Here is a 24,227-nt window from a genome sequence, read left to right as displayed (position 1 = left end):
TTGACAGGTTTATAAGATGGATGGGAAAACTCACAATAAAAAACGGAGACAGAGTATTCACAAAACAGCTGAAATTCGTATTGTTCGTAAACTTCGTGGACAAAAAAATTAATGTCGACAAAATCCAATCAAAAAAGGACGGTGCTTTGCAGCACCGTCCTTTTTTATTATTGGTTAGCGCCCACCGCTTGAGTAATTTGTAATACCATCTTCTTTCACACTCACCAAAACGGCCCGCACAGCAATACGGTTGGCGTATGTATTTGTAGATTTATCGTATGTCTTGCAGGTAATCAACGTGAGCCAGGCATCCTCTTCATGTTTGAGAACAGATGTAATGTATGGCTTGATCGTGCGATTTTCACGCACCTCAAAAGTGTACACTTCGCCATTGGCGCGGATGATGATCTTGTCTCCCCACTTGAGGCTGCCTAATCCGGCAAAGGGGCCTGCTTTACCGTTTGGCAGGGTTACGTGCCCTGTAAGGGCGCTGTTCCCGTCCCAGCCGGGGAAAGCCGTGCCATTCAACCAGCCTGCTTCACTCGACAGCCATGAAATATCCCAATCTCCATTGACCAGAGGCACGCCGACGATCTGCATCTTCACATTCTGACTTGGGATCTCCAGCCATACTCCGGTTGCTGTATATAACTTGTCCAGCGGTTGTTGCGCCAGAGGTGTGATCACACCGGGAGCAAACCCTGTTGCGGGCAAGGATCTGGGCAGATTCACATTATCATCATCTCCATCATCATCGGTACCCGCTACATTAATCGCAATACTGTCAGATACTGAATAGATATTGATATTATCCAGGGGGTCATACCATCTTTCAGTGGATTCAGTGTTATAGGTTGAAAGTAGAACAGGCAGTCCATTCGATCCGGGGTCAATATCCAGAGATGTCCATGCAACAGATGCTGCGTTGAGAGCAGGCGCCCCCATAAGACGGGCGCTGAATGTGATCACAGCAACTTCACCACGCGGGAAAGTGTCCCAGGTAAAGGTAAGGTCTGTCGCGGCTCCCGGACAATATGCGGGTGATGTCGGGCTGGTTGGTGTCCATCCACTATAGGTAATACTGCATGGAATATATTCAAGTGTAGACGGCAGAATATCCGTCACTACCACATCGAACGCATCAGCAGTGCTTTCAGGAGACGTATGATTGATCGTCAATGTGAATTGAACCGGTGTGCCCAACGGGACATTAACCACCGGGGCGGCTGATTTTTCAATGACAAGGTCAGGTTCAACAATGGTCACATTAGACGCGCTTGAGGAAAGCACGCCGCCCGTCCACGATACAGTTGCCGCGTTATTCAAAGTACCGGCATCCTGATTTTCGATAACATCCAGAACGATGGCACGATATTGAATTACCAGTGTTGAATCTGTGGCGGAGACAGGGATATTGCCAACATTAAAGACAACCTGCCTGCCCGCGTTTGCCGGATTCGCCACAGAATCGCCCGGATTTACAATGGAAGAAACCACTGGCGGGCAAACCGTGCTTGTCGCATCTGTACCAGCAACATTCACAAGAACACAATCCACAAAAGCAAGTCCTTTATCCATGCGGTCTGTCACGACAACGTTGTTGTATGTGATGGAAGCCGTCAGGTCCATGGTGATTTGGTAGGTCACAATCTCACCAATTGCCACATTTGTGCCGCTGGTGAATGTTTCACTTGTGCCAGTAATGGTCTTTAAGAAACCATTGGATGGGACAAAACCAAAATCAAGGGATGGGTTAAGCGTTGTCCCTGTACTGTTTGTAACGATGGTGCTGGATCCAGTTAAGCCTGGAGTTAACGATACAACATTACTGGAGACCTGTCCGCTTGTTACACCAACGCCATTGTCATTATTATCCACGTTGTTGTTCGGCGTGGTGGTATCTGCATTCACATCCGCAGTGCTGGCATACCCGGAGGGCGGAGTCACTTTCACAATATAATCGCCAGCCGGTAAACCGCCAAACAAGTACAGGCCGTCTACGCCGGTGGTTACACCGCCAACCGCATCGTCGGCGGTTCCCCAAATGCCATCCGGTCCGACTCTGATTTCAATCAAGCCATCACCGGTAAACAACTGCACAGTTGCACCGGTCATTGCCAAATCTCCACTGTTGAAGATGCCATCGTTATTAGAGTCGACAAATATCTGGTCGCTCAGTTGCTGGCGATAGAAGCCAAAATCCACTGTGCGATTGCTTTGGTTATCAGGTTCTTCGTTAAGATCAGGATTGGTCAATGGATCCGTCTCACCGGTCGGCTCGCTGGTGCTTGGCCCGAGGGTTACAGCCTGAGACGAAACATAATTAACCGTATTACTGATCAGATTGCTCGCGCCATTATCGTCACTGTCAGCGGGAGTACCATCCGGGTCGGGGCCAATTCCATCGGTCACTGTGCCACTGTTTGAGATGACCGTCCCGCTGCTTAGATACCCATCCAACGGGCCGCCAGTGCTAAACTGAGTCGGCGGAATGAGCACCACGTAATTTCCAGCAGACAGATTATCGAAACGATAATGGCCGCTTGGATCTGTAATTTCAAAATCGACAAAAGTGTCGCTCGCATCATACACGCCGGCAGTTGTGCCGTTATCCAGATATAACTCAACTCTTACGTTATTAACTCCGACCTCAGAGCCATTGAGCGATCCATCGTTGTTTGTATCAAACCATACGCGATTCCCAAGGCTAAATTCAAGATTTGAATTTGGAACAAAGCCGAAATCAAGTGTCGGGTTAAGGGTTGTACCAGTGCTGTTCGTAACGGTATTACTCACATCAGCATCGCCGGGTGTGAGAGCAACGGCGTTACTGGCAACCTCACCGCCGAGTGTGCCAACACCATTATCATTATTATCAATATTATCGTTTGGTGTGGTCGTATCGTTGGTGGGCGGATTATCAGCATTATCCATAGTGCTGGCAAAACCGGCGGGCGGAGTTACTTTCACAATATAGTCGCCAGCGGGCAAATTGCTAAACAGATAGGTACCGCTTACGCCTGTGGTTACACCACCTGCGGCATCATCTGCTGTGCCTAAAATGCCATCCGGCCCAACCAGAATTTCAGACGTTCCATTGCTGGCATATAAGCGCACAATCGCATCGGCAAGCACGACATCGCCCGCGTCGAACAAACCATCAGCATTAATATCCCAGAAGACTTGATTACTTAGGCTCACATGATAGAAACCGAAGTCTACTGTACGATTGCTTTGGTCATTCGCCGCTTCGCCTGTCTCAGGGTTAAGCGCCGGATCGTTATCATTGATCGGCTCGCTTGCACCCGGGCCAAGTTTCACTGTTTGTGCGGATACATAATTGATATTGTTCCCGGCAAACGTTGAGAGGCCGTTATCGTCGCTATCATCTGCATCAATATCAGGATCATTGGCAGTGACATCGCTGATGTTCCCTGCGATATCAACACTTGTGCCGCTGCTCCAATATCCATCCAACGGACCGTTGAGAACAAATTGAGTTGAAGGAATAACAACGACATAGTCAACGGGGTTTAATCCATCAAAGCGATAATAGCCGTTCGCATCTGTGGTATCAAAGTTGACAAAAGTATCCGTGAGATCAAAAACACCCGGAGTGCCGCCATTATCGAGGTATAGCTCCACGCGCACATTGTTGACACCAACTTCAGTACCGTTTAATAAACTGTCATTATTGGTGTCAAACCAGACACGATTACCCAAACTATATAACGGGACAAAACCAAAATCCATTGACGGGTTATGAGTCGTGCCTGTACTGTTTGTAACTGTTGTACTTACGCCAACAACGCCAGGTGTAAGAGTCACCACATTGCTGGAGACCTGCCCGGGATTCGTGAAGAGTCCATTGTCATTACTGTCAACATTGCTATTCGGCGTGGCCGTATCTGCACTGTCAACGGTACTGTATCCAGATGGCGGTGTCACTTTCACAATGTAATCACCAGCAGGCAACCCGCTAAAGAGATATGTTCCACCTGCCAGCGTCGTCACCCCGCCCCCCGCATCATCTGCGGTGCCCAAAATACCATCAGGCCCAACCAGAATTTCAGTCGTGCCATTGCTGGCATACAACTGCACAATGGCGCCAGCCAGTGGAGAATCTGCGCCTGTAAACATACCGTCATTATCGAGATCATTAAATATCTGATTGCTTAACTGCTGACGATAGAAACCAAAATCCACAGTGCGATCACTTTGATTATCGACCGCTTCGCCTGCACCCGGATTTGGAAGTGGATCCGCATCAGTCGTCGGTTCAGTTGATCCTGTTCCGATGGTCACTGCCTGTGCTGAGACATAGTTCAGAACATTGCTGACGAAGGTGGTTACGCCATTATCATCGTTATCCGTCACAGTGTTGTCAGGGTCGGGACCGTAACTGTCAGAAACAGAACCATCTGCGGCTAAGGATGATCCGCTGCTTAAATATCCAGCCAATGGATCGCCGGGGACATTTTCGCCCGTCACCGCGCGGAAGTTATCTGCTGGAATGGTCACAATATAATTATCAGCGCCCAGTCCATCAAAGCGATAGTAACCTAAAGAATTGGTGGTTTGAAAGCCAACAAAGGTATCGGTTACATCATAAACACCGGGAGTTGCGCCGTTATCCTTGTACAAATTCACGCGCACGCCATTGATGCCCACTTCACTATTATTCAGCAAGCCATCATTATTCGTATCGTACCAAACACGATTTCCAAGACTGTATGGAGTGAGCGTGAGCGTATCTATCGCAGGCTCCACATTGGAAATCGTTTCATTATTGGTGAGGGTGTTGGTTGGGATGGTATTGGTATATGCACCCGGCAAAGCGCCAGAAATCGGAATGACCATGGTGCAGGTACTAAAGCCAAGGTTAAGGATACCGCCCGTCAATTGAATTGTGGTATCTCCCGGCGCAGCCGACAAGGTACCGCCGCAGTTATTAACCGCAGCAGGCGCAGACCCGCCCGATACTTCCAAGCCGGCTGGAAGATTATCTACAAAACCTAAATTGGTCAAAGCAACAAGCGCAGTGGTGCGGATTGTAATGGTTAGCAAGGAGTAATTTCCCAGACCGGCAGGCAGCAGGATGGGAGAAAAACTCTTGTCAATGCTCGCACCCGCTAGGTTGGTGAGTGAGGCTTCAGCCGGAGTAGGATTCGACGCTCCATTGAAAGAGGTGACTGTGAAAGCAGGAATTCTATTTGTGCGGTTCCCGTTAACAGTCATCGACACATCAAGTGTCAGCGTACATTCTGTATCAGGCGCAAGATAGCCGCCGCTAAATGAAAAAGTGCTGCCACCAGGGGTACCTGTTATCACAGCGGCTGGTCCACAATCTGAAGGGTCAAAATTGGGCGGAGTGGCGATAATCATTTGGCCTGCTGGATAATTTTTAGTTGGGACTGGATCCCCGGAGATAAACATGTTATCGGTAAAAGAGATGCCAGTTAACTCTGCTGCCGCGCTTGGATTCCTTAAGGTGATGCTCATCTGTGAGACTGTGCCGCCATAAACCAATTGAGGCACAAAACCTTTAACGACTTCGAGCGTGATGTTACGCACCGTAATATCGGCAGTGGCTGGAGCCAACGCGTTCATGGTTGAGCCTGTGCCTTGAATGGTCCCGATCACGTTTGCGGCAGGAATCGTATTGGTATATGTGGCAGCAACTGCGCCGTTTGTAGATTTTCCCTGAACGTTTACGTCAATTGTACAAAGACCGGGGATGCCATCCACTTGTGCCGGGACGACTCCATTTGCCATGGAAATTGTCCGCGACCCAGGAACGGCTGTAATGACGCCAGTACCGCAAGTAGTGCTGGCATTGGGTGTGGGAGCCACTACGAATCCATTGGTTAAAGTGCCGGGCCAACCCGGCGTTGTGTCTGTTAATGAAACATTGACCAATGCAGCGAGGTTTGTGTTCGATAAGGTAATTCTTAAGGTCGAAAGGCCGTTCGGGTTGACAATCGTTGGGTAGAAAGCCTTTGCCATGGTTAATGTGCTGGGAGTCAGCACAGTCAAATTCGCTGTAACCGCACCAGGGATTGACCTGGCTTCGGTGTTGGTAATATCAATCGGGTTAATCGTATTGGGATAAACCACCCCTGCCCCGCTGCCCGTATCACTGGTGACGAAGACATGCACCGTACAGGAAGCTCCAATGGCAATGTTGCCGCCAGTTAAGGAAATAACGCCAGTACCTGTATCAGCAGTCAGCGTGCCACCGCAAGTATTGGTGGCAGGCGTTGAGTTGCTGATCGTCATACCCACTGGGAAAGTATCAGTAAAGGAAAAAGCACTAAGCGCAGTATCAACAGGTGCGGTGAAAGTTAATAACAGGTCTGAGTTTCCGCCGTTGTTAATGGTTGCAGGTGAGAAAGACTTGGCTGCCGTCATACCCGCGCCAGTGGAATAAACCGTGACGGGCGCCGTTGCAGCGGTGGTATTACTAACTAACTGATCTGTGAGCAAAGCACCAATCGGAATCGTGTTTGAGTTTGCTCCGGTATAAGCCGCATTTGGTGCGCTCGCATCTGTGGTGACGGTGGCGGTAATGGTACAACTGCCAAGGGCAGGGATGGTACCGCCAGTCATCGTTACAGTGCGCGTTGTGGGTGCGCCAGATAAGACAACAGCCCCACCAGCACAAGTCGTCGTTGGGGTACCTGTAAACCTCAGGTTGGTATTCGGCGTGGCAGGTAGAGTGTCGGAGATATTCGCACCGGTATAGTTAAACCCAGTGGAATTTGTGAGGGTGATGGTCAGGGTATTATTTGTGCCTGCCTGAAAACTTGAAAATTGGAAGGCTTTGCTAACACTGACTGCGTTTACTGTTAGATTCGCAGTAGCGGCAACGCTATTGGTCGGGCCTGGACCAGCGGTATCTAAATCTCCAATAGCAATTATATTTTGGAAAGTGCCTGCAGATGTATCAACTTTTGGTCTGACATAGACTGTAATAGTACATGAAGTCGCTGCGGCTGGTGCTGCGGCTAATGAGCCATTGCTCAGACTGATGGTTTGAGTGCCAACTGTAGCCGTCAGTACTGGGGTTGTAGAAGCATTACAATTAGTAACTGGGTCTGGTGAAGGTGGAGTGGAAGTTGTATTAACAATTTCGAGGTGGGAGTCCAAAACGTCAGTTAAGGTAATGCCTGTCAACGCGCCGCCGGTTCTCGGGTTGGTAATCGTAATCGTCAAAAGACTTGCATTGGGGTAAGCCACCGTAGTGGGTGCATAAGCTTTGCCAACGGTAACGGTAGTAACCGTAACTGGAGCTCTTGCAAGTGCAACGTTCGTCCCACCTTCAAATGTTGATAGCGCACCAGCAGGAATGAGATTTTGATTCGCTGTAGCTGTATATGCCTGTGATGGTGCGGTTGCATCAGTTGTGACTGTGGCCGTGATGGTACAGGTACTGTTGGCTGGAATCGTGCCGCTCGTCAAGGTGACTGTACGGGTTGGCGCACCAGAAAGAGCAACGGCTGCGCCATCGCTCCCGGTAGTACAAGTAGTGGTTGGCGTGCCTGTATATCTTAAGTTGCTATTAGGGGTAGTGGGCAGGGTATCTGCCAAAGTAGCAGCAGTAAAAGGGCTGGCAGAAGGGTTTGTAATTGTGATCGTCAACATGCTGGTTTGCCCGGCCGCAAAAGTAGTCGGCGAAAAGGCTTTGCCAATCGAGAGCGATGTAACAGCTAAAGTGGCAGAAGCGGGCGCGTGATTGGTAGCGCCTTGAGTGGTGGACATCGCCCCGATGGGAATATTATTTGTATAAGTTGCGGCTGGTGTCCCCAATTTGGCACGGACGTTGACCGTAATCGTACAGGATGAGTTGGCGGCGATACTGCCATTCGTCAGTACCAATCGATTGTCCAAATTTACCGCCGGCGCAACCCGTGAAATGGTGATTACCTCCGAGCCACTAATACAAGTCGTGGTCTTCGAGGCGTCATCTAAAAACTCCAGATTGTCAGCGGCGGGAGCGAGGAAGGTATCGGTCAATGTAACGCCGGTATAAGGAATACTGGCAATATTATTAATGGTAATCGTCATCAGGCTGACACCACCCGCCGCAATGGGCGAGGTCGCAAATGACTTGTTCAAGGTAAACGCCTGAACATTTAATGTGTCACTCGCCAGGCTGGCATTGGTGACACCTTCACGGGTGCTAATTGAACCAAGTCCAGCTGGGCCGGCAGGAATCGTATTTAGATAAGAACCTTGATTTAATGAAGTGACATCCACCGTAATCACACAGTTGGAGGTTTTTGCAATGGTCGCATTATTGAGCGTCAACGCGGTGTCACCTGGAGCAACAGGAGTTCCACCCGGCCCGTTCAACAATGTTGCTGAACCGCCGCAGCCACTTAAGATGGGAACTGCTAAATGTTGTACCGGGGTCGCCAATACCACATTCGCGGGTAAATAATCAGTAAGTGTGGTCTGGGTCAGCGGGTTTTTGGTATCGTTATTACGAAGAGTAATCGTTAACGTACTTTTCTGCCCAACTGAAATCGTATTGGGCACAAAGCCTTTGCTCAAAGAAGGCGGCTGCACACCAATCACATTTAGAGTGGCGCTGGCTGGTGTCGTGTTGGTAATCGCAACGGGTGTAGCGCCATCAAGAGTGGTAGCCGTGAGAACACTTGCTGGAAGTGTGTTGATCAGATTGCCGGGTGTAGTTGAAGTGACATCCACTTCAACATAGCAACTGCCGGGAGTGTTCACGATCTGCCGTGGGACAGTTCCCCCACTTAAAGAAATCGTGGTTCCACCTGCCACCGCAGTCACTATTGCAGACCCACCACAAGTTTGAGTCATGTTAGGTGGATTCGCAATAGACAAGCCCGGCTGCACACCGATCAAGTTATCCGTCCAACCTGCATTGGTCAATGGGTTTGCATTCGGGTTATAAATGGTAACCCGTAATTTGGAAACACCACCCGAGACAATCGCAATCGGCGTAAAGCTTTTATTGATCTCAGCCGGGTATGTCAACGCGTAGGCAGGCGTAACCGGACCCAGGAACAGAGAAGCTATCATCACAACGGTCAAAAATAGCAATTTGAATGATCTCAACATGGCGCACATCCTTTGAATAAAAAAATTGAAAAAATTGAAACTTAAATATATAGAAAAAAACAGCAAATCAGACCAACTAACGGCCGGTTTCGCTGTTTGCTCGCCAACACATTTACTCCACAAAAAAAAGAGAAGCGACCAATCCAAGTGTTGGGTCAATGCATCCGTGTCATCACCCAAAAGTACTAATTTCAAAAGATTGTAGTAGTGTTATTTATCCATGTCAACTGATTGAAATAACAGTTTTGTAATTATTTTGAAGCCATTTTTCGCTTACGCAACTCTTACACACGTCAACTGCCTGCGAGTGATAGAATAGCAAAGTAAGTTGATAGATACCATTCACTATTTTTCCTTCCCTATGCTTCCTTCCAACATGCTCCCGGATTTCCGCGTTCGTCAACGAGATTATTTACTCGAAATCTCACGTCTGCTGACTCAGGAATTAGACCTTGAGAAACTGCTGGCGCGCATTTTGCGCGTCTCGATTGAAATGCTGGCGGGGCAGGCGGGATTAATCGCGCTTAAACAACCCGACGGCTGGCGCGTGACCGCCGCGCATGGCATTGCTCCGGCATTTTTAAGTTACCTCACACCTTTACTGGCCGAAGAGAAGGTCGGCGAACTGGATGTACTTGAACTTAATCGCATGTTAAAAGATTTGACCTACACCGCCAGTATGGGATTGCTCAACGGCACCGGTCTGCCCCTCGCCGCCCACGGACAGGTGATCGGCGTAATCTTTATCTTCCGTAATTATGCCGACCTGTTCACGCCCAACGACCGTGTGTTACTGCAATCTTTTGCAGATCAGGCCGCGATTGCGGTATTCAACGCACAACTTTATGGACAGGTCTCTTATGAGAAACAACGTCTCGATGCGCTGCTCGATTCTGCAGCCGATGGGATTTTGATCCTGAATGCAGATCAGGTGATCGAAAGATGCAATGCCGCCTTTGAAAAATTATACGGTCTGACACGTGAAGAGATCGTCGGAAAGAAACACAATGAGATCGTGCGTTGGAAGAAAGAGCCGCAAGGACGAACACTCGAAGAATCTGTCACAGAAGGCTGGCCGCTGACGCCCAATGCCACTTTATATGTAGAAGGCGATATTTCAAGGCCGTTACCGCCTCATCTGCCGGTGGGAATCACCTATGCGCCTTTGCTTTCCGGTGAAAAAAAATTGCGCAATATCTTTGTCAGTGTGCGCGATATTACCCACTTTAGAACTGCGGATGAGATCAAGGCGACCTTTATCTCGATCGTCAGCCACGAACTGCGGACGCCGGTTGCGCTGATAAAAGGATACGCGTCCACTTTGCGGCGGGATGATGCCAAATGGGATAAGGCCACCATCAGCGATTCGCTGGCTGTCATCGAAGAAGAAGCGGACCGGTTATCGAAGATGATCGACGATCTGCTTGATGCCTTGCGTTTGCAAGCAGGCGGCTTGAGCTTGCATCAGGCTGATGTTGCCATCCCCAGCCTTGCGGTACGTGTGACCGAGCGTTTCGCGTCGCAATCTCCAAAGCATAAGCTTGTCACTGATTTCCCAGAAAATTTCCCTGTCATCATTGGTGATGAAACACGCATTGAACAGGTCATCTCCAATCTGGTTTCGAATGCATTAAAGTACGCACCCGATGGTGAGATCAAGATCAGCGGATCCATGCGCCCTGAACAAGTGATCATTTGCGTCAGTGATGAAGGCGATGGAATTGAAGCCAAAGACCTGCCGCATATTTTTGACCGCTTCTATCGTTCGACGAATGCCGTCAAGCAGACGAAGGGCGCCGGACTGGGACTCTACCTCGCGCGCGCAATTGTCGAAGCGCACGGCGGGCGCATCTGGGCTGACACGAATCCTGACGGCGGTCTACGCCGTGGCGCGAGAATCTGCTTCTCCCTTCCGCGCTGATTCTGTAGTGCCGTTGCAAATCAAGGTAAAATAATCCCATCTTCATGGAAAAGGAAAACATATGGCAACCTCAATTCCCCCTCGCAGTAAAGTGAATAAAAAGTACACATGGAATGCGGAAAGCGTTTTTAAATCCAAAAAAGATTGGGAAGCGGAAGTAAAGAAGATCCTTGCCGATCTGCCCGCAATCAAGAATTATGAAGGCCGGCTGGGTGAAAGCGCCGAAACACTGGTAAAAGCGCTTGATCTGGTGGAAGACCTGATGAAACGCATGATGCATGTCTTTGTATATGCGGGCTTTTCATATAATGTGGATACCACAAATCAAAATTCAGCGGCCATGTATGGCAAGGCACAAGCCGTGTACGGACAGATCGCCGGAGCCATTGCCTTTATCAATCCTGAATTGCTTTTGATCGGGAAACCCAAACTCGATGAGTGGATGAAGCAAAATACGAAGCTGGCAGTTCAGGCTCATAATATGAACAACCTCTTCCGCAAGCAGGCGCATGTGCGTTCGGGCGAAGTGGAAGAAGTGTTGGGCATGGTCAGCGATGCGTTGGGCGGAGCAGGCAACAGCAGCAGCATGTTGACCAATGCCGATTTCAAATTTGCGCCCGCGATGGACAGCAAAGGCAAAAAAGTTGTCGTGACACAGGGCAACTTCCACACCGCGCTGATGGAACATCCTGACCGCAAAGTAAGACAAAGCGCGTTCGAAAGTTACATGGACAAGCATCTTGAATTCAAGAATACGCTTGCCACCAATCTGACCACTTCGATCAAGGCGAATGTTTTTTACAGCCAAGTACGCAAACATGAAAATTCGCTTTCGGCATCACTGTTTGAGAATAATATTCCCGTTGAAGTTTTCCATAATTTAATCGACACCTTCAAAAAGAATTTACCAGTCTGGCACCGTTATTTTGAAATTCGCCGCAAGGCCTTGAAGTTAAAAGAAATCAACTACTACGATATGTGGGCGCCAATTGCCAAGAAGAAGACCAAGGTTTCCTACGAAAAAGCCGTAGACCTGATCTGTGACAGTCTCGCACCGCTCGGCAAGGATTATGTAGACACCGTCCGCAAGGGCTGCCTCAAAGAACGCTGGGTGGATGTGTATCCCAACCAGGGCAAATCAAACGGCGCGTTCTCATGGGGCGCTTCGGGCACCTACCCATTCATCATGATGAGCTACACCGATGAAGTGGGCAGCATGAGCACATTGGCGCACGAACTCGGTCACTCGATGCATTCGTATCTGACTTGGAAGAATCAGCCGCTCGCTTATTCTGATTATTCATTGTTCGTGGCAGAAGTGGCTTCCAATTTCAATCAAGCCATGATGCGCGGACATTTGCTCAAGACCATCACCGATAAGAACTTCCTGATCTCTTTGATCGAGGAAGCGGTCGGCGGCAACTTCTTTAGATATTTCTTCCAGATGCCGACTCTCGCTCGCTTCGAGCTGGAGACTCATCAACGGGTGGAACGCGGCGAATCCCTGACCGCCGATTCAATGATCGACCTGATGGCTGATCTGTTTACCGAGGGATTTGGTCCCAAGGTGAAAGTAGACCGTCCGCGCGTGGGAATGGTGTGGTCTACGTTTGGTCATCTCTTCTCTGATTATTATGTATACGCGTATGCCACCGGCATCTCTGGCGCGCACGCGCTCTCCGGCAGAATCCTGCGCAACGAACCGAACGCCGTGGAAGATTATCTCGGCTTCCTGAAATCCGGCTCATCGGTCTATCCGTTGGATGTGCTCAAGAATGCCGGCGTGAATCTGACCACTCCCAAAGCCGTCGAAGAAACCTTTGCTGTGATGGAAGGCTACATTGATCGGTTGGAAGAATTGGTTGGGTAGTGTTGGTTGGTAGATCAGTAATTGGTAATTGGTAATTGGTAATTACGAATCACGAGATTGTTGATGATCCGTGATTCGTAATTTGTGAAAGTACACGACCAATCTAAAATCATAAATCTAAAATCGTAAATCTAAAAAATCGGAAATCATTTCATGCCTCAAACTCAAATTTCGTGCCCTCGCTGTAGACAAATTATTGCAGCCAACGTTGAACAGCTTTTCGACGTGACTTATGAACCCGCCGCCAAGCAGCGCTTGTTGAGCGGACAATCGAATCATGCGCGCTGTCCGCACTGTGGATATGATGGCCGCCTTGCCACTCCTGTTGTGTATCATGACAACACAGCAGGAGCGGGTGCTGTTGATCGAGAAACTGCTCCAGATGACCTCGGCGGATGCGCGGTTGGAATTGATCAAACAGAATGAAAAGAATATTGACGAGCAGTTCTTCGGGTTGTTCAGCCGCATCGCGCAAAACGCCATGCAAAGCGGACAGGAGCCAATCGCGCGCGCGTTGATCGAGCTGCAAAAACAACTGCTGGAAGAGACCGCGTTCGGCCGTCAGCTTAAGGAATCTGTCGCGGAAATGGAAGCAGCTACAAAGGTCCTGCAGGATGCGGGGAAAAGTCTCACCCGCGAACTGTTGCTGGATTTCGTCATCGCGGCCCCGAGCGAGGCGCGCATCCGCGCTTATGTTTCACTGGCCCGCGGCGGCATGGACTATGTCTTCTTCCAGAATTTGAGCGATAAGATCGAGCAGGCTGCGGCAGAGGAAAAGACAAGGCTTGAGTCGATCCGCGAGAAGCTGCTGGGATTTGTAGCCGATGTGGATAAACAACTTGAGGCGCGTTTCAAGCAGGCGCAGGAATTTGTTGAAAATATTTTGAATCAGGAAGATGTGGAAAAGGCCACGCAGGAAAATATCGAAGCCTTTACACAGGATGCGGCGGAAGTGGTTAACCAGTTGCTGCGGCAGGCTTCCGAGTCAAATGATTACACGCGGATGGGCAAACTGCAAAAGATGGTGCAGGTGCTGCAATCTGCCAGCGCTCCCCCGCCAGAGATCGCGTTCATTGAGCAGTTGCTGCAAACGCCCGATGAGGCCGCTGTGGAACAGATGCTTTCGGAAAATGAGGAGATCGTCAATCAGCAGTTCGTGGATGCACTAAGCGGACTGATCGCCCAGATCGAATCACAGGGCGATGCCAACCCCGAGGCCCAGGCCATGACCGGCAAGTTGACTGAGATCTATAAAGTTGCTCTGAAACGTGTGATGAAGAAAAATATGGGTTAGCACGAAGAGACCGCCACGAATGTGACGGTCTCTTTTTTTGCAGTCTGTTTTAAGATGCAGACTTCCGAAGTCTGTTTTGAGGAGCTTTAACCGGAAAGACTCCAAGCAGACTTCGGAAGTCTTTTAATCTTTTAAATTTAACTTTATCTCAAGCCCTCAAAGAAATCGCTTTCGATCTTTCTGCCGCCGTTCACCAAACTAAAAGCGCGATAGAAAGTCCCTTGCATGGCGAGCACAGATGCGGCAGAGTCAGAGGGCAGTTCTGCCAGTGCGCCAAGCGTTGACAATTGACTTTGATGACATTGAATAGCTTTCCAGGCAGCGATGCAATGTTCGGCCATATCAATTTTGGTGGTGATCATCCAGTCCTTCCACGGAAATTCGCCGCGTATCTGATCGTCCACGGGGAAGGTCATGTCGCCCATAAAAGGCGCGACCAGATTGATAAAGTTCTCGCCATCCACCATGTAATAAAGTTTTGACACACAATGGGCAGCGAGTCCCTGCGGGTCGACGTAGGAAGAATCTGCGGCACAGACAATTGCGGCGCAGGTGAATTGTCCGATGGCCACATGATCGGGGTGGCCGTAGTTGCCGTCAGGCGGAAAGGTCACCACCACTTGCGGTTTTATTTTGCGGATGTGCGTGACGATCTTTGCAATGGCTTCAACATGCGGCGCCTGATCCACATCCCCATCAATGTAATCGAGGAAGTGCAGACTCTTCATCCCCAATTCGCGGACGGCGTTCTGCAATTCCACAGTGCGGATTTGGCCGAGTCTTTCCGGACCTGGAAACTGCTCCTCGGAACCGAACCAGCCTCTCTCGCCGCGAGAAGCGCAGATGAGGTGTGTGTCCACTCCTTCGGCAGAATACTTTGCCAGCGTGGCGCCCATTCCCATTGATTCGTCATCTGGATGTGCAAAAACAGCGAGCAGGTTTAATGTGTTCATGTTGAAGTTCCTTAATTAAAAGATAACATCCGAAGTCTTGTAACTTCGGATGTCTTAATTAACGTTCTGAAACTTTCTGTAAAGTTTCGACTGTGATGTTATAGGCCTTTGCAAAGCCGGCCACGAATCTTCCGCCTTTGGGCTTGATGCGCCAAAAACTGAAATCAGCCAGCTTGAAGAATTGTTCGGCTTCAGGGAAACGCGCGAGATAGAGTTCCTTGAGCGGTGTGTATCCCGGCTCACCATTTTGGATCATCTCGGCACTGGCACGGATGGACACGCGCCCGAGTGTCTGCGGGTCGGCGCGGCCATCATCTGTTTCTGCGATCAGGAATCCAACCTGTTTATCTTTTTGCATGTCAACGGTGTGCTGGGCAAGCCGGCTGACATGGATATAGAACGCGGAAAAATCCTCCGCGGGAACAAAAGCCACCATTGAGACTCGCGGCGCTCCCTCGCGCAGTGTGCCAAGTGAAGCCAGCCGCGTATTGCGAATCATTTGAGCCAGTAATTTTTCTGATTGAGCATCCATGCTATATCATTCCCCAATTATGGGATTATCCAACCGCACGCCATGTCCGCGCACGGTGTCAATATATTGATGTGTTGGGTCGAGCGCGGCCAGACGGTCACGCAGACGGCGGATAAGGGCATCCAATGCCTGATCAGATACGCCCGCCATTTGGTCTTCACCCCATACAACCGTTACAAGTTCTGTACGGGCAATGACCTGTCCCTGCTTTTCATATAACATCCACAACAACTTGAATTGCTGTGCAGATAAAGGCGGCGTAACCTGCTGTTGATTTACCCAAACACGACGGGATTTTTGATCCATCAGCAAACGCCCGGAACGGGAACCATTTTCAGCCAGCGGCATGGTGGCATCTGAGGTAAGGAATAAAAATTGCTGTGCGAGCGCAATACCCAAAAGGTCGCCATCCTGCAGCATGACTGGCGCGGTGAGTTCCGTTCCATTGTGATTTGTTCCATTCTTGCTGCCCAGATCTTCGATGGTCACACCTTCGGGTGTGGGCGTGATACGCGCATGAAACCGAGACACCTGACGATCCTGCACATTGATCTCACAGGTGGGGTCACGTCCCACCATCAATGTGTGGCTTACCGACCAGCGTTGACCTTTGAGCGGGCCGTCTTGCGCTACCAGAATGGGAAAATCTTCTTCATGATCCATAATTGCCTCAATAATTGGAATTCGGACTTCAGTCCGCTAAAATAGTAAGTCCTCTTTATTAACAAAAGACGTTTATAATATAGCAGAAAAGTGTAAATCTGTGCATATTTACTTTTAGCTTAATCTACAAAGTGATACACGCCGAAAATATCACTTCATTAAGACAGACACAGGTTACACGCGCAGCACAACACAGGAGTGCAGTTGCCCCAATCGTTGAAGAAAGGGGAGATCCTGCGCGACCGCTACAAGATCCGTGAACAGATCGGACAGGGCGGTACCGGCAGTATTTATCTTGCAGAAGACACCCGTCTGGAAGGTAGATTATGCGCGCTCAAGGAAGTTGAGCACAATCAGGCTCTCCCAACCCAGGTTTTTGAGCAGGCCCGCGAACAATTCTTTCGTGAGGCATCTGTTCTCGCGCGCCTCGACCACCCCAACCTGCCCAAGGTTTCAGATTACTTTTCGGTCAATGTGCGCGATTATCTGGTAATGGATTACGTCCCCGGCAAAGACCTGCGCGAGCGAATGCAGGATGCGCGCCGCAATAAAATTTTCCTCTCTGAAAATGAAGTCCTGCGTTGGGCGGTACAGATCGCAGATGCGCTGAATTATCTGCATAACCAAGACCCACCCATCATTCATCGTGACATCAAACCAAGCAACCTCAAGATCACTCCCAGCGGATTGATCAAGCTGGTCGATTTTGGTTTGGTGAAGATCATGGCTCCCAACGAAGTGACGATCACCATCATTCAAGGTCAGGGCACTGCGTTATATACTCCGCTTGAACAATATGGCGGCGACGATACTCACACCGATGTACGTGCGGATATTTTTTCCTTTGGCGCGACTCTCTACAATCTCGTGACGAACGAACCGCCCGCCGAAGCGCGTAAACGCTTCCTTGACACCCGCAGCCTGACTCCGCCTCGAGATATCAATCCGCACCTTAGCAGCCGTGTCGAAAAAGCCATCCTGTGGGCCATGTCTTTACATCCCGATGACCGCCCCAAAACCGTCATCCAATTCCGAGAAGCATTGCTCGGCAAACAGGAAGTCCCGGACCGTGCGGATTTAAAACGTTCCGGCTTTGACATTCCCGGTTTTTCACTATTTCCACAGGAACAACTTGTCGGCTACACCGCACTGGGATTATTTCTCATCGGGCTTGTGACTACATGGTTGAGATGAGTGGGAGTGGGGAGTGATAAGTAATGAGTAATAAGAAATAAGGAATGCGGACTGAAGTCCGCATTTTTAATTTAATAATTCGATCTCTTACAAAAGTCTGTTTTTAAACCACGAAGGCGTCACGGACTCAAAGGAAAAAACCAACTTTGTAATTTCGTGCTTTTGTGACTTTGTGTTTATTTTTCAAACAAACTCTAAACAAAACGCGAACTTTCGTCCGCGTTTTTCAAAATTTACTCAGCAGCTTCGGTCTGCGCCTTTTCGATCATTCGGCAGAACGAACAAAAATCAGGGGTTGAAGTGGGTTGTCCGCAGCGGGGACAGGGATGCAAATGCGCATGCCCCACACTTCTTTCAATAAATAAATTTCCCGCCTTTTTAGCTTCCAGAAAACTTAAATAAAATATAAGCTTCGCGCCCGGGCGCGCAGTTTCCAATAGATTAAGTGACTCTTTATAAAAAATGGATTGCGACCCATCGGCAAATGGACATTCATCATAGATATATTCAATGCCGCGCGCGATGGCATAAGCAGTCATCTCGCGCTCGTAAAAACGACACAACGGCTTCACCTTGCGCGCAAGTCCTTCTGCGCCTGCCAACACCGGTCCCTGCCGCAGAAGATAATCCCCCGACCAGGTCAGCGTATTACCAAATAAGACCGCCGCTTCATCATCCAGATTATGACCGGTGGCGAGTACATCATACCCAAGGTCACGCGCGATGCGATTCATCTCATGCCGTTTCGCCAACCCGCAGACCGCGCACGGCTTCCCATGTCCGCGGTGGCTGCTTTCTGAAAGCACCGGAATGGAATGGCCGTATTCCTTCTCAATATCCACAACATGCAGTTTAAGATTGTTCTCGTTCGCAAATTTTTCAGCCAGCCGCTGAGACTCATGCGAGTAATTGATGCCGCCATCGATGCCGAGACCAAGATATAAACCATCCACCTGATAGCCGAGCCGCACTAGAATATCCCAGAGTGAAAGGGAATCCTTGCCGCCTGAAACCGCGACCAGTATCTTTTCATTCGGCGTGAACATCTCATATTTCTTAATAAAACGCGCCGTCTGCTCGGGTACCCACTCAAGATAATGCTCCTTGCACAATGCCAGCTTATGCTGACGCATGTGAACGGAAGCTTTGTTTTCACATTTACGACATTTCATACCAGTAACCCATCACCTTTGACTAAAAACTTCCACCCGAAATGACAGCGATCAATTTCACCATGTCACCGGCCCGCAGGATCTCATCATCTGTGATCATCTCTCCATTGCGGATCGCGATCACCGACTCAGGCACAATATTATGTTTCTTCAATGCATCCACCAAAGCCATACCCGGCTTCACTTCATATTCCTTGTCACGCAAAATCATTTTTGCAACCATCATGGCTCCTTGAGAATCAAATTTTATCATGCGCTTCCATACCCACCCTTCCGCCTTTATCCTTTATTTTCACTTGACATTCATCCGTGCGTGTCTTAGGATAGTGCTATGCGAATCGGAATGATGGTGGATAGTTACAAGCCGTACACCAGCGGAATCACCAACTACGTTGATATCAACAAACGCTATCTTGAATTAGCGGGTCATGAAGTATTTGTCTTCACATTTGGCGATGTCGATTATCAGGATGGCGAATTACATGTCATACGCAACCACGGCATGCCATTGGCCGATACGGGATTTTATTTATCCACGCGCTATTCGCGCGCTGCAAAACAACTTCTGCAAACCATGGATATTGTCCATGTGCATCATCCATTTTTAAGCGGAAGGCTTGCTCTGCGCTATTGCCGCCTGCTGCATATTCCCATCGTCTACACCAATCACACCCGTTACGATCTTTACGCACAAGCCTATTTGCCGATGATGCCCGAAGAAATGAGCCGGGGGCTTTTACAAGCTTATATGCCATCTTTTTGTGATGCAGTGCAGCTGGTGGTTGCACCCTCGGCAGGCATGGAAAAAGTTCTGCGTCAACTCAATGTAACCAGCAACATAGAAGTTGTCCCAAACGGCGTGGACTTAAAAAATTTCATCGAAGCCAAACCATTATCACGCGCAGAATTTGGATACAAGGAAAACGACATCCTTCTGATCTATGCGGGGCGCATCGCGCTTGAAAAAAATATTCCCTTCCTTTTAAAATCTTTCGCGGGCATAGCGCAGGCAATCCCCAACGCACAACTACTGCTGATCGGAAGCGGAGTCCAGCAATACGAAGAAGAGATCCGCACACTCGTCGGCGAAATGGAACTTGATCAGCGAGTCCGCTTAACGGGCAAAATCGAATACGATAAACTTCCATCCTATCTTGCGATGTGTGATGTATTCGTCACTGCGTCGGTCACCGAAGTCCATCCGCTTTCTGTGATCGAGGCCATGGGCGCGGGACTGCCCGTGATGGGCATTCATTCTGTGGGCGTTGGAGATACTGTTGTGGATGGTGTGACCGGACTGCTTGCGACTCACGACCTGTCCGCTTTTACTGCGAAGTTAACCCGCCTCTGTCTTGACCTGGACCTGCGTAAAAAAATGGGCGACTCAGCGCGAAAGGCATCGTCCACCTATGCCATCGAACGCACAACAAATATCATGCTGAAACATTATGAAAAATTGGTAAACGATGCCCAACCGCGCAAGAGCAGTTGGTCTGTGCGCTTGCGTAAACTTTTGGAAAGCGTCACACAATGACGAAATATAAAAAAGAAATCGGCGCATGGGGTGAAACCGCCGCCGCAGACTGGCTCAGCGAACACGGCTATCAGGTTATTGCGCGCAACATCCGCACTCCGTATGGTGAAATTGACATCATCGCGCAGCAGGCAGAGATCACCATTTTTGTTGAAGTAAAAACACTCACATCAAGCAAAGATTTCTTCCCCGAAGAAGCCATCACCCCCACCAAGCAGCAACACATGCTCGATGCCGCCGAACATTACTGTGCCGAACACGAGATCGATCATTATCAAATTGACGTCATCGCAGTAGAAGGCAGGCCGGGAATCAACCCGGTCATCACCCATTTTGAGAATGCAGTTTAAAGGTATTGACGGCTAAAATTTTGATGCAAGCCATCAACAAGCTGATGGACTCCACAATTGTGAATTTCTAATCATAGATATTATCGGAAATAATATTTGAGACATTTTTTCTGTTTAGTTATAAAACCTGATCAAAAAACCAATACCAAACGGCGTTAGTGCCGTTTGGTATAATCTTATAAACTGATGAAAAATATCTCGCATAGAAATTGCGAGATCAGCGCTAACACACTCAAGGAGAATATTATGGCAAACGTCATCGGCCCCGATGTTAGTTTTTATCAAGACGACCCCGAAACTCCGCAAGGCATTGATTTTGTAAAAATGAAATTATCCGCGGGATATGTCATTATCCGCGCGGGGCAAAACCTATGGGTGGACACAGACTTCAAAGCCAATTGGCGCGAAGCAAAACGGGCAGGCATACCGCGAGGTTCCTACTGGTTCTACGACAGCCGCGTGGAACCCAAACGCCAGGCAGAATTATGGGTACAGCAATTTGGTGGTGATTTCGGCGAACTGCCCCTCTTTGCAGATTTTGAAGAAACCTATAATGGCGCATACAAGGGCTGGAAAACTGGTACACCTTTATTGAAAGAGTAAAAGCCCTGGTAAATGGCAAAGAGATCGGCATTTACACGGGTTATTATTACTGGCGAGATAACGCTCCAAATGCCGCCACACAAACTGCCGAACTTGCATATTTCCATCAATACCCGTTATGGATCGCCAATTATGGCGCCACTCAACCACTGGTTCCAAAACCATGGACAGCCAACGAATGGTTATTCTGGCAATATACAGAAACCGGTGACGGAAAGTTATATGGCGTGGAAAGCAACGGCATTGATCTAAATTATTTCAATGGTGATCTGGCTGCGCTCAAAGCCCGTTTTAATCTAAGCGACGTTCCGACGGATCCTGACCCTGATCCCGATCCGGATGACGGCACCCCAACCGGAAAAATGTATCGTGTAACAGCCTCCCCCTCTCTAAAAGTCCGCGAAGGACCGGGGTTGACATACAATTCGATCGGGCTGCTATATCCAAATGAGATCGTGGAAGAAATCGGCGCAAATTCCGATAGGACATGGCTGCGAGTCCGCAAGGCTGATGGCAGCCTGAGCGGTTGGAGTTTTGCCATTTATTTGCAAAGCATAACCACCACCCCGCCGCCGGTTGAGGAAAAAAAATATCGCGTCACAGCCACACCTTCCTTGAAGGTACGTTTGGGACCCGGGTTGTCTTTCACATCGATTGGATCATTACCCTTCGATGAGATCGTGGAAGAAGTTGATGCAAACGCAGATCGTACCTGGTTAAAAGTTAAGAAATCAGATGGTACTCTGGTTGGCTGGTGTTTAGGTACATATTTGCAAAGCGTGGACAATAATCCGCCACCGGTTGTTTATAAAAAATATCGAGTTACATCCACGACCCTGCCTGTACTTGATGCACCCAATTCCTTAGAACCATCACTGGGCACACTTAATTTTGGTGAGATCGTAGAAGAGATCGGTGCAAACGCAGATCGCACCTGGTTAAATGTCCGTAAACTTGATGGAAGTTTAGTGGGTTGGAGCGTGGTCCAGAACCTTATCAGTACAGATACGATACCGGATGATGACACCCCAGTGCCTGACCCCATCCCAACCGATGCCGACAAAAAATGGTATCGGGTTGGTGTTGCTTCAATTTCGGTGCGTGAAACAGCAAGTACAAGCGGAAAAGTGCTGGGCACCGTGCTGCTGGATGATACCCTGCCCGCATTAGACGATACAACCAACCCTGTCTGGTTTAAAATCCGTCGTGTGGATGGGCTTGTGGGATGGTGTGAAAAGAAGAGTCTTGTTTTTCTAAGCAACACCCGTCCCGCATCGATCAGGCAAAATCTTTTCAAAGGCGTCACCTATCTTCAAAAAGACCTGACCACGCCGCGCAAAAATAAAATGCATGTCATGGCAATAGACTTAACAACAGCCGGACTCGAATTCCTTGTGACTCCATCTTCACACCCTGCTGGAATTTTATGCACGCGTACTACTTCAAAATTCATGGAAGAATTCAGTTTATTTGCTGCGATCAATGGCGATGGATTCAGTTATCTTGATGCATCGGTCAACCCTGCAACCACCTGCCCGAACGGCGGGGATCCTGTCAAAGCCAATGGCTATGCGGCTTCGCGTGGAAAAGTATATTCACCGATCAAGACTGTTCAGCCCATTATTTATATTGGCGCCCGCAATCAAGTGACCGTTAATGGAGTTCAAAACCAGCCGTTTAATGCAATCGCCGGTGACCGCCTTGTGGTGGAGAAAGGCGTGCGCGTTAAAAATCTGGCGGCTGCAACACCAAGTCCACGGACTGCAGTGGGTGTGAATAAAAACGGACGCTGGTTGATCTTTATGGTGGTGGATGGGCGTCAGACAGATTACAGTGAAGGTGTTACTTTCCCTGAGCTGGCTGACTTGCTCATTTCATACGGTGTGTATACCGGCGTCAATATGGATGGCGGCGGTTCTTCGGCAATGGTTATCAAGGGGATCCTGGATGGGAAGGCACGTTTGCTTAACTCTCCGATTGACCAAATCATAAAGGGTAAGGAACGCGAGGTTGCAAATCATCTCGGTCTTTACATTAGAAAGTAGACTTGATTTTGCCAGGGTCTTTGCAGGATCCGCTTTAGGGGAAGAAAAATAATTAAACAGTAGCAGGTAAAAGTCCCGTGTTGATGCGGGACTTTTATTTTATCTGCTATTTTTCGTCGCTAACCAGCATCCATTTTGCAAACCGTCCGTGCAGTTGACCGATGCCTCGTGCAATTTTCATAAAGATCGTCCAGAGCATAAATCCGCTCAAAACAAAAAGTAGGTACGACCATGTGGGAAAGGAGTATTGAATTCCATTGTTATAGATTCCGCCTTGATTAAAAAGCTCCTGTATAAAAGGAACGGCCACCAATGAAAGTGACACGCTTAACACGGTTACGATCAAAACGAAATAAACCACACCTAAAACAAATTGAGTGAGCATGTAGACCAGCATAAGCCAGGTGGCTTTGTCGGTCAGGAGTGCCTTAAGGCGATCGAACCATTTCATGCCTTGATGTGAGAATACTGGACGTCGCGGCATACGTATACCGAGTAAGGCTTCCACAAGACGGCCTTCGAGCAGGGCGAGTCCGCGTACGGAGAGCAGGAATAAAAGTGCGAAAGGGAAACCAAATATAAAGATCAAAAACGGCACAGAAACTGAAACACCGGTTACGGCCCATGTGAAATAGAAAACGCCTGTGATAAATGAGATCAGCATATAAAGCAATGCGCCCCAGGCACGCACATCTGCATAGACACCAAAAAAGCGGACAAATGCTGACTGCGGTTTGGCATTTTGTTTCAGAATGGGAGAGGTGCGTTTTTCCACTTCCTTGTATGCGGAGGCAGTTTCTTCGGGAGTTCCATATTCATCGATAATAATCTTTAACACATCGGCTTCATTCAGTTCTGAATTTTTTTCGCGTGCCACCACCAATGCTGTGGATAAATGCTCGCGGGCATCAGCAAGCGCATCCTGTAAAAGAGCGGAGTCGCTTTCCTGCATTTCGGTTTTTAAGGCTTCGAGATATTCTTCAATTGTATTCAACATGGC

Annotated in this window: 16 protein-coding genes and 1 pseudogene; 10 read left to right on the top strand and 7 right to left on the bottom strand. The window is 48.9% G+C overall.

Translation table 11 applies throughout. The features are described 5' to 3' along the window. Window positions 1–174: 174 nt before the first annotated feature. Window positions 175–9,096: a sortase gene (locus IPL71_RS06860; RefSeq protein WP_345320140.1), complete on the bottom strand. Its 8,922-nt coding sequence runs from the start codon at window positions 9,094–9,096 to the stop codon at window positions 175–177. A 328-nt stretch (window positions 9,097–9,424) separates the two neighbouring features. On the opposite strand from IPL71_RS06860, the gene IPL71_RS06855 reads away from it, so the two are divergent. The 4 genes from IPL71_RS06855 to IPL71_RS06840 all read left to right on the top strand — a co-directional run bounded on the left by IPL71_RS06855 (window position 9,425) and on the right by IPL71_RS06840 (window position 14,181). Continuing rightward, window positions 9,425–11,017 (top strand): sensor histidine kinase, encoded by a 1,593-nt coding sequence (locus IPL71_RS06855; RefSeq protein ID WP_345320138.1) that lies wholly within the window; start codon window positions 9,425–9,427, stop codon window positions 11,015–11,017. Window positions 11,018–11,078: 61 nt separating this feature from the next. Then, window positions 11,079–12,887, top strand: coding sequence for an oligoendopeptidase F (pepF, locus tag IPL71_RS06850; RefSeq protein WP_345320136.1), 1,809 nt, complete (start codon window positions 11,079–11,081; stop codon window positions 12,885–12,887). Window positions 12,888–13,040: 153 nt separating this feature from the next. Further along, window positions 13,041–13,313, top strand: coding sequence for a CpXC domain-containing protein (locus IPL71_RS06845; protein WP_345320134.1), 273 nt, complete (start codon window positions 13,041–13,043; stop codon window positions 13,311–13,313). Then, window positions 13,222–14,181 carry a hypothetical protein gene (locus IPL71_RS06840; protein ID WP_345320132.1) on the top strand — a complete coding sequence of 320 codons (960 nt, stop codon included), beginning with the start codon at window positions 13,222–13,224 and terminating at the stop codon, window positions 14,179–14,181. Before IPL71_RS06845 ends, IPL71_RS06840 begins: the two co-directional genes overlap by 92 nt. A 143-nt stretch (window positions 14,182–14,324) precedes the next feature. Here the strand turns inward: IPL71_RS06840 and IPL71_RS06835 are convergent, their stop codons facing one another. The 3 genes from IPL71_RS06835 to IPL71_RS06825 are packed head-to-tail and all read right to left on the bottom strand — an operon-like array spanning window position 14,325 to window position 16,329. Then, the gene (locus IPL71_RS06835; RefSeq protein WP_345320130.1) at window positions 14,325–15,134 is read right to left on the bottom strand and encodes a PIG-L deacetylase family protein; all 810 of its coding nucleotides are present in this window, start codon (window positions 15,132–15,134) and stop codon (window positions 14,325–14,327) included. A 58-nt stretch (window positions 15,135–15,192) separates the two neighbouring features. Then, window positions 15,193–15,666: a HugZ family pyridoxamine 5'-phosphate oxidase gene (locus IPL71_RS06830; RefSeq protein ID WP_345320128.1), complete on the bottom strand. Its 474-nt coding sequence runs from the start codon at window positions 15,664–15,666 to the stop codon at window positions 15,193–15,195. 6 nt (window positions 15,667–15,672) lie between these two features. Continuing rightward, window positions 15,673–16,329 carry an FHA domain-containing protein gene (locus tag IPL71_RS06825; protein ID WP_345320126.1) on the bottom strand — a complete coding sequence of 219 codons (657 nt, stop codon included), beginning with the start codon at window positions 16,327–16,329 and terminating at the stop codon, window positions 15,673–15,675. Between the two features lie 204 nt (window positions 16,330–16,533). Between IPL71_RS06825 and IPL71_RS06820 the strand changes: the two genes are divergently transcribed. Further along, on the top strand, window positions 16,534–17,523 hold the full coding sequence (locus tag IPL71_RS06820) for a serine/threonine protein kinase (RefSeq protein WP_345320124.1): 990 nt from the start codon (window positions 16,534–16,536) through the stop codon (window positions 17,521–17,523). A 233-nt stretch (window positions 17,524–17,756) separates the two neighbouring features. Here IPL71_RS06820 and IPL71_RS06815 read toward each other — a convergent pair whose 3' ends face one another. Together IPL71_RS06815 and IPL71_RS06810 are read right to left on the bottom strand one after the other, a co-directional pair. Then, window positions 17,757–18,695: a PP-loop family protein gene (locus IPL71_RS06815; RefSeq protein WP_345320122.1), complete on the bottom strand. Its 939-nt coding sequence runs from the start codon at window positions 18,693–18,695 to the stop codon at window positions 17,757–17,759. A 22-nt stretch (window positions 18,696–18,717) separates the two neighbouring features. After that, window positions 18,718–18,921, bottom strand: a complete 204-nt coding sequence (locus tag IPL71_RS06810) for a MoaD/ThiS family protein (RefSeq protein WP_345320120.1) — start codon at window positions 18,919–18,921, stop codon at window positions 18,718–18,720. A gap of 105 nt (window positions 18,922–19,026) precedes the next feature. Between IPL71_RS06810 and IPL71_RS06805 the strand changes: the two genes are divergently transcribed. From IPL71_RS06805 to IPL71_RS06790, 5 genes and pseudogenes are all read left to right on the top strand, one after another. Beyond that, on the top strand, window positions 19,027–20,229 hold the full coding sequence (locus IPL71_RS06805; protein ID WP_345320118.1) for a glycosyltransferase: 1,203 nt from the start codon (window positions 19,027–19,029) through the stop codon (window positions 20,227–20,229). Continuing rightward, window positions 20,226–20,579: a YraN family protein gene (locus tag IPL71_RS06800; RefSeq protein WP_345320116.1), complete on the top strand. Its 354-nt coding sequence runs from the start codon at window positions 20,226–20,228 to the stop codon at window positions 20,577–20,579. Before IPL71_RS06805 ends, IPL71_RS06800 begins: the two co-directional genes overlap by 4 nt. 246 nt (window positions 20,580–20,825) lie before the next feature. Next, window positions 20,826–21,182, top strand: a complete 357-nt coding sequence (locus tag IPL71_RS06795) for a GH25 family lysozyme (protein WP_345320114.1) — start codon at window positions 20,826–20,828, stop codon at window positions 21,180–21,182. Beyond that, window positions 21,140–21,331: pseudogene (locus IPL71_RS25805) on the top strand (hypothetical protein); the annotation flags it as partial. The gene IPL71_RS06795 and the pseudogene IPL71_RS25805, both read left to right, overlap by 43 nt. 78 nt (window positions 21,332–21,409) lie before the next feature. Continuing rightward, window positions 21,410–23,227: an SH3 domain-containing protein gene (locus IPL71_RS06790; RefSeq protein ID WP_345320111.1), complete on the top strand. Its 1,818-nt coding sequence runs from the start codon at window positions 21,410–21,412 to the stop codon at window positions 23,225–23,227. A 106-nt stretch (window positions 23,228–23,333) separates the two neighbouring features. Here the strand turns inward: IPL71_RS06790 and IPL71_RS06785 are convergent, their stop codons facing one another. Beyond that, on the bottom strand, window positions 23,334–24,224 hold the full coding sequence (locus IPL71_RS06785) for a sensor domain-containing protein (RefSeq protein ID WP_345320109.1): 891 nt from the start codon (window positions 24,222–24,224) through the stop codon (window positions 23,334–23,336). Window positions 24,225–24,227 lie beyond the last annotated feature (3 nt).

This window comes from Candidatus Villigracilis proximus, assembly GCF_016717045.1.
Lineage (GTDB): Bacteria > Chloroflexota > Anaerolineae > Anaerolineales > Villigracilaceae > Villigracilis > Villigracilis proximus.
Note: the sequence above shows the minus strand (reverse complement) of the source record. Positions and strands in the feature narration are given on the sequence as shown.

Bases quoted from the DNA above. Each gene is read 5' to 3' on its own strand.
- IPL71_RS06860 (WP_345320140.1), bottom strand. From the start codon at position 9,096: ATGTTGAGATCATTCAAATTGCTATTTTTGACCGTTGTGATGATAGCT.
- pepF (WP_345320136.1), top strand. From the start codon at position 11,079: ATGGCAACCTCAATTCCCCCTCGCAGTAAAGTGAATAAAAAGTACACA.
- IPL71_RS06845 (WP_345320134.1), top strand. From the start codon at position 13,041: ATGCCTCAAACTCAAATTTCGTGCCCTCGCTGTAGACAAATTATTGCA.
- IPL71_RS06840 (WP_345320132.1), top strand. From the start codon at position 13,222: ATGACAACACAGCAGGAGCGGGTGCTGTTGATCGAGAAACTGCTCCAG.
- IPL71_RS06835 (WP_345320130.1), bottom strand. From the start codon at position 15,134: ATGAACACATTAAACCTGCTCGCTGTTTTTGCACATCCAGATGACGAA.
- IPL71_RS06830 (WP_345320128.1), bottom strand. From the start codon at position 15,666: ATGGATGCTCAATCAGAAAAATTACTGGCTCAAATGATTCGCAATACG.
- IPL71_RS06825 (WP_345320126.1), bottom strand. From the start codon at position 16,329: ATGGATCATGAAGAAGATTTTCCCATTCTGGTAGCGCAAGACGGCCCG.
- IPL71_RS06815 (WP_345320122.1), bottom strand. From the start codon at position 18,695: ATGAAATGTCGTAAATGTGAAAACAAAGCTTCCGTTCACATGCGTCAG.
- IPL71_RS06810 (WP_345320120.1), bottom strand. From the start codon at position 18,921: ATGATGGTTGCAAAAATGATTTTGCGTGACAAGGAATATGAAGTGAAG.
- IPL71_RS06805 (WP_345320118.1), top strand. From the start codon at position 19,027: ATGCGAATCGGAATGATGGTGGATAGTTACAAGCCGTACACCAGCGGA.
- IPL71_RS06800 (WP_345320116.1), top strand. From the start codon at position 20,226: ATGACGAAATATAAAAAAGAAATCGGCGCATGGGGTGAAACCGCCGCC.
- IPL71_RS06795 (WP_345320114.1), top strand. From the start codon at position 20,826: ATGGCAAACGTCATCGGCCCCGATGTTAGTTTTTATCAAGACGACCCC.
- IPL71_RS06785 (WP_345320109.1), bottom strand. From the start codon at position 24,224: ATGTTGAATACAATTGAAGAATATCTCGAAGCCTTAAAAACCGAAATG.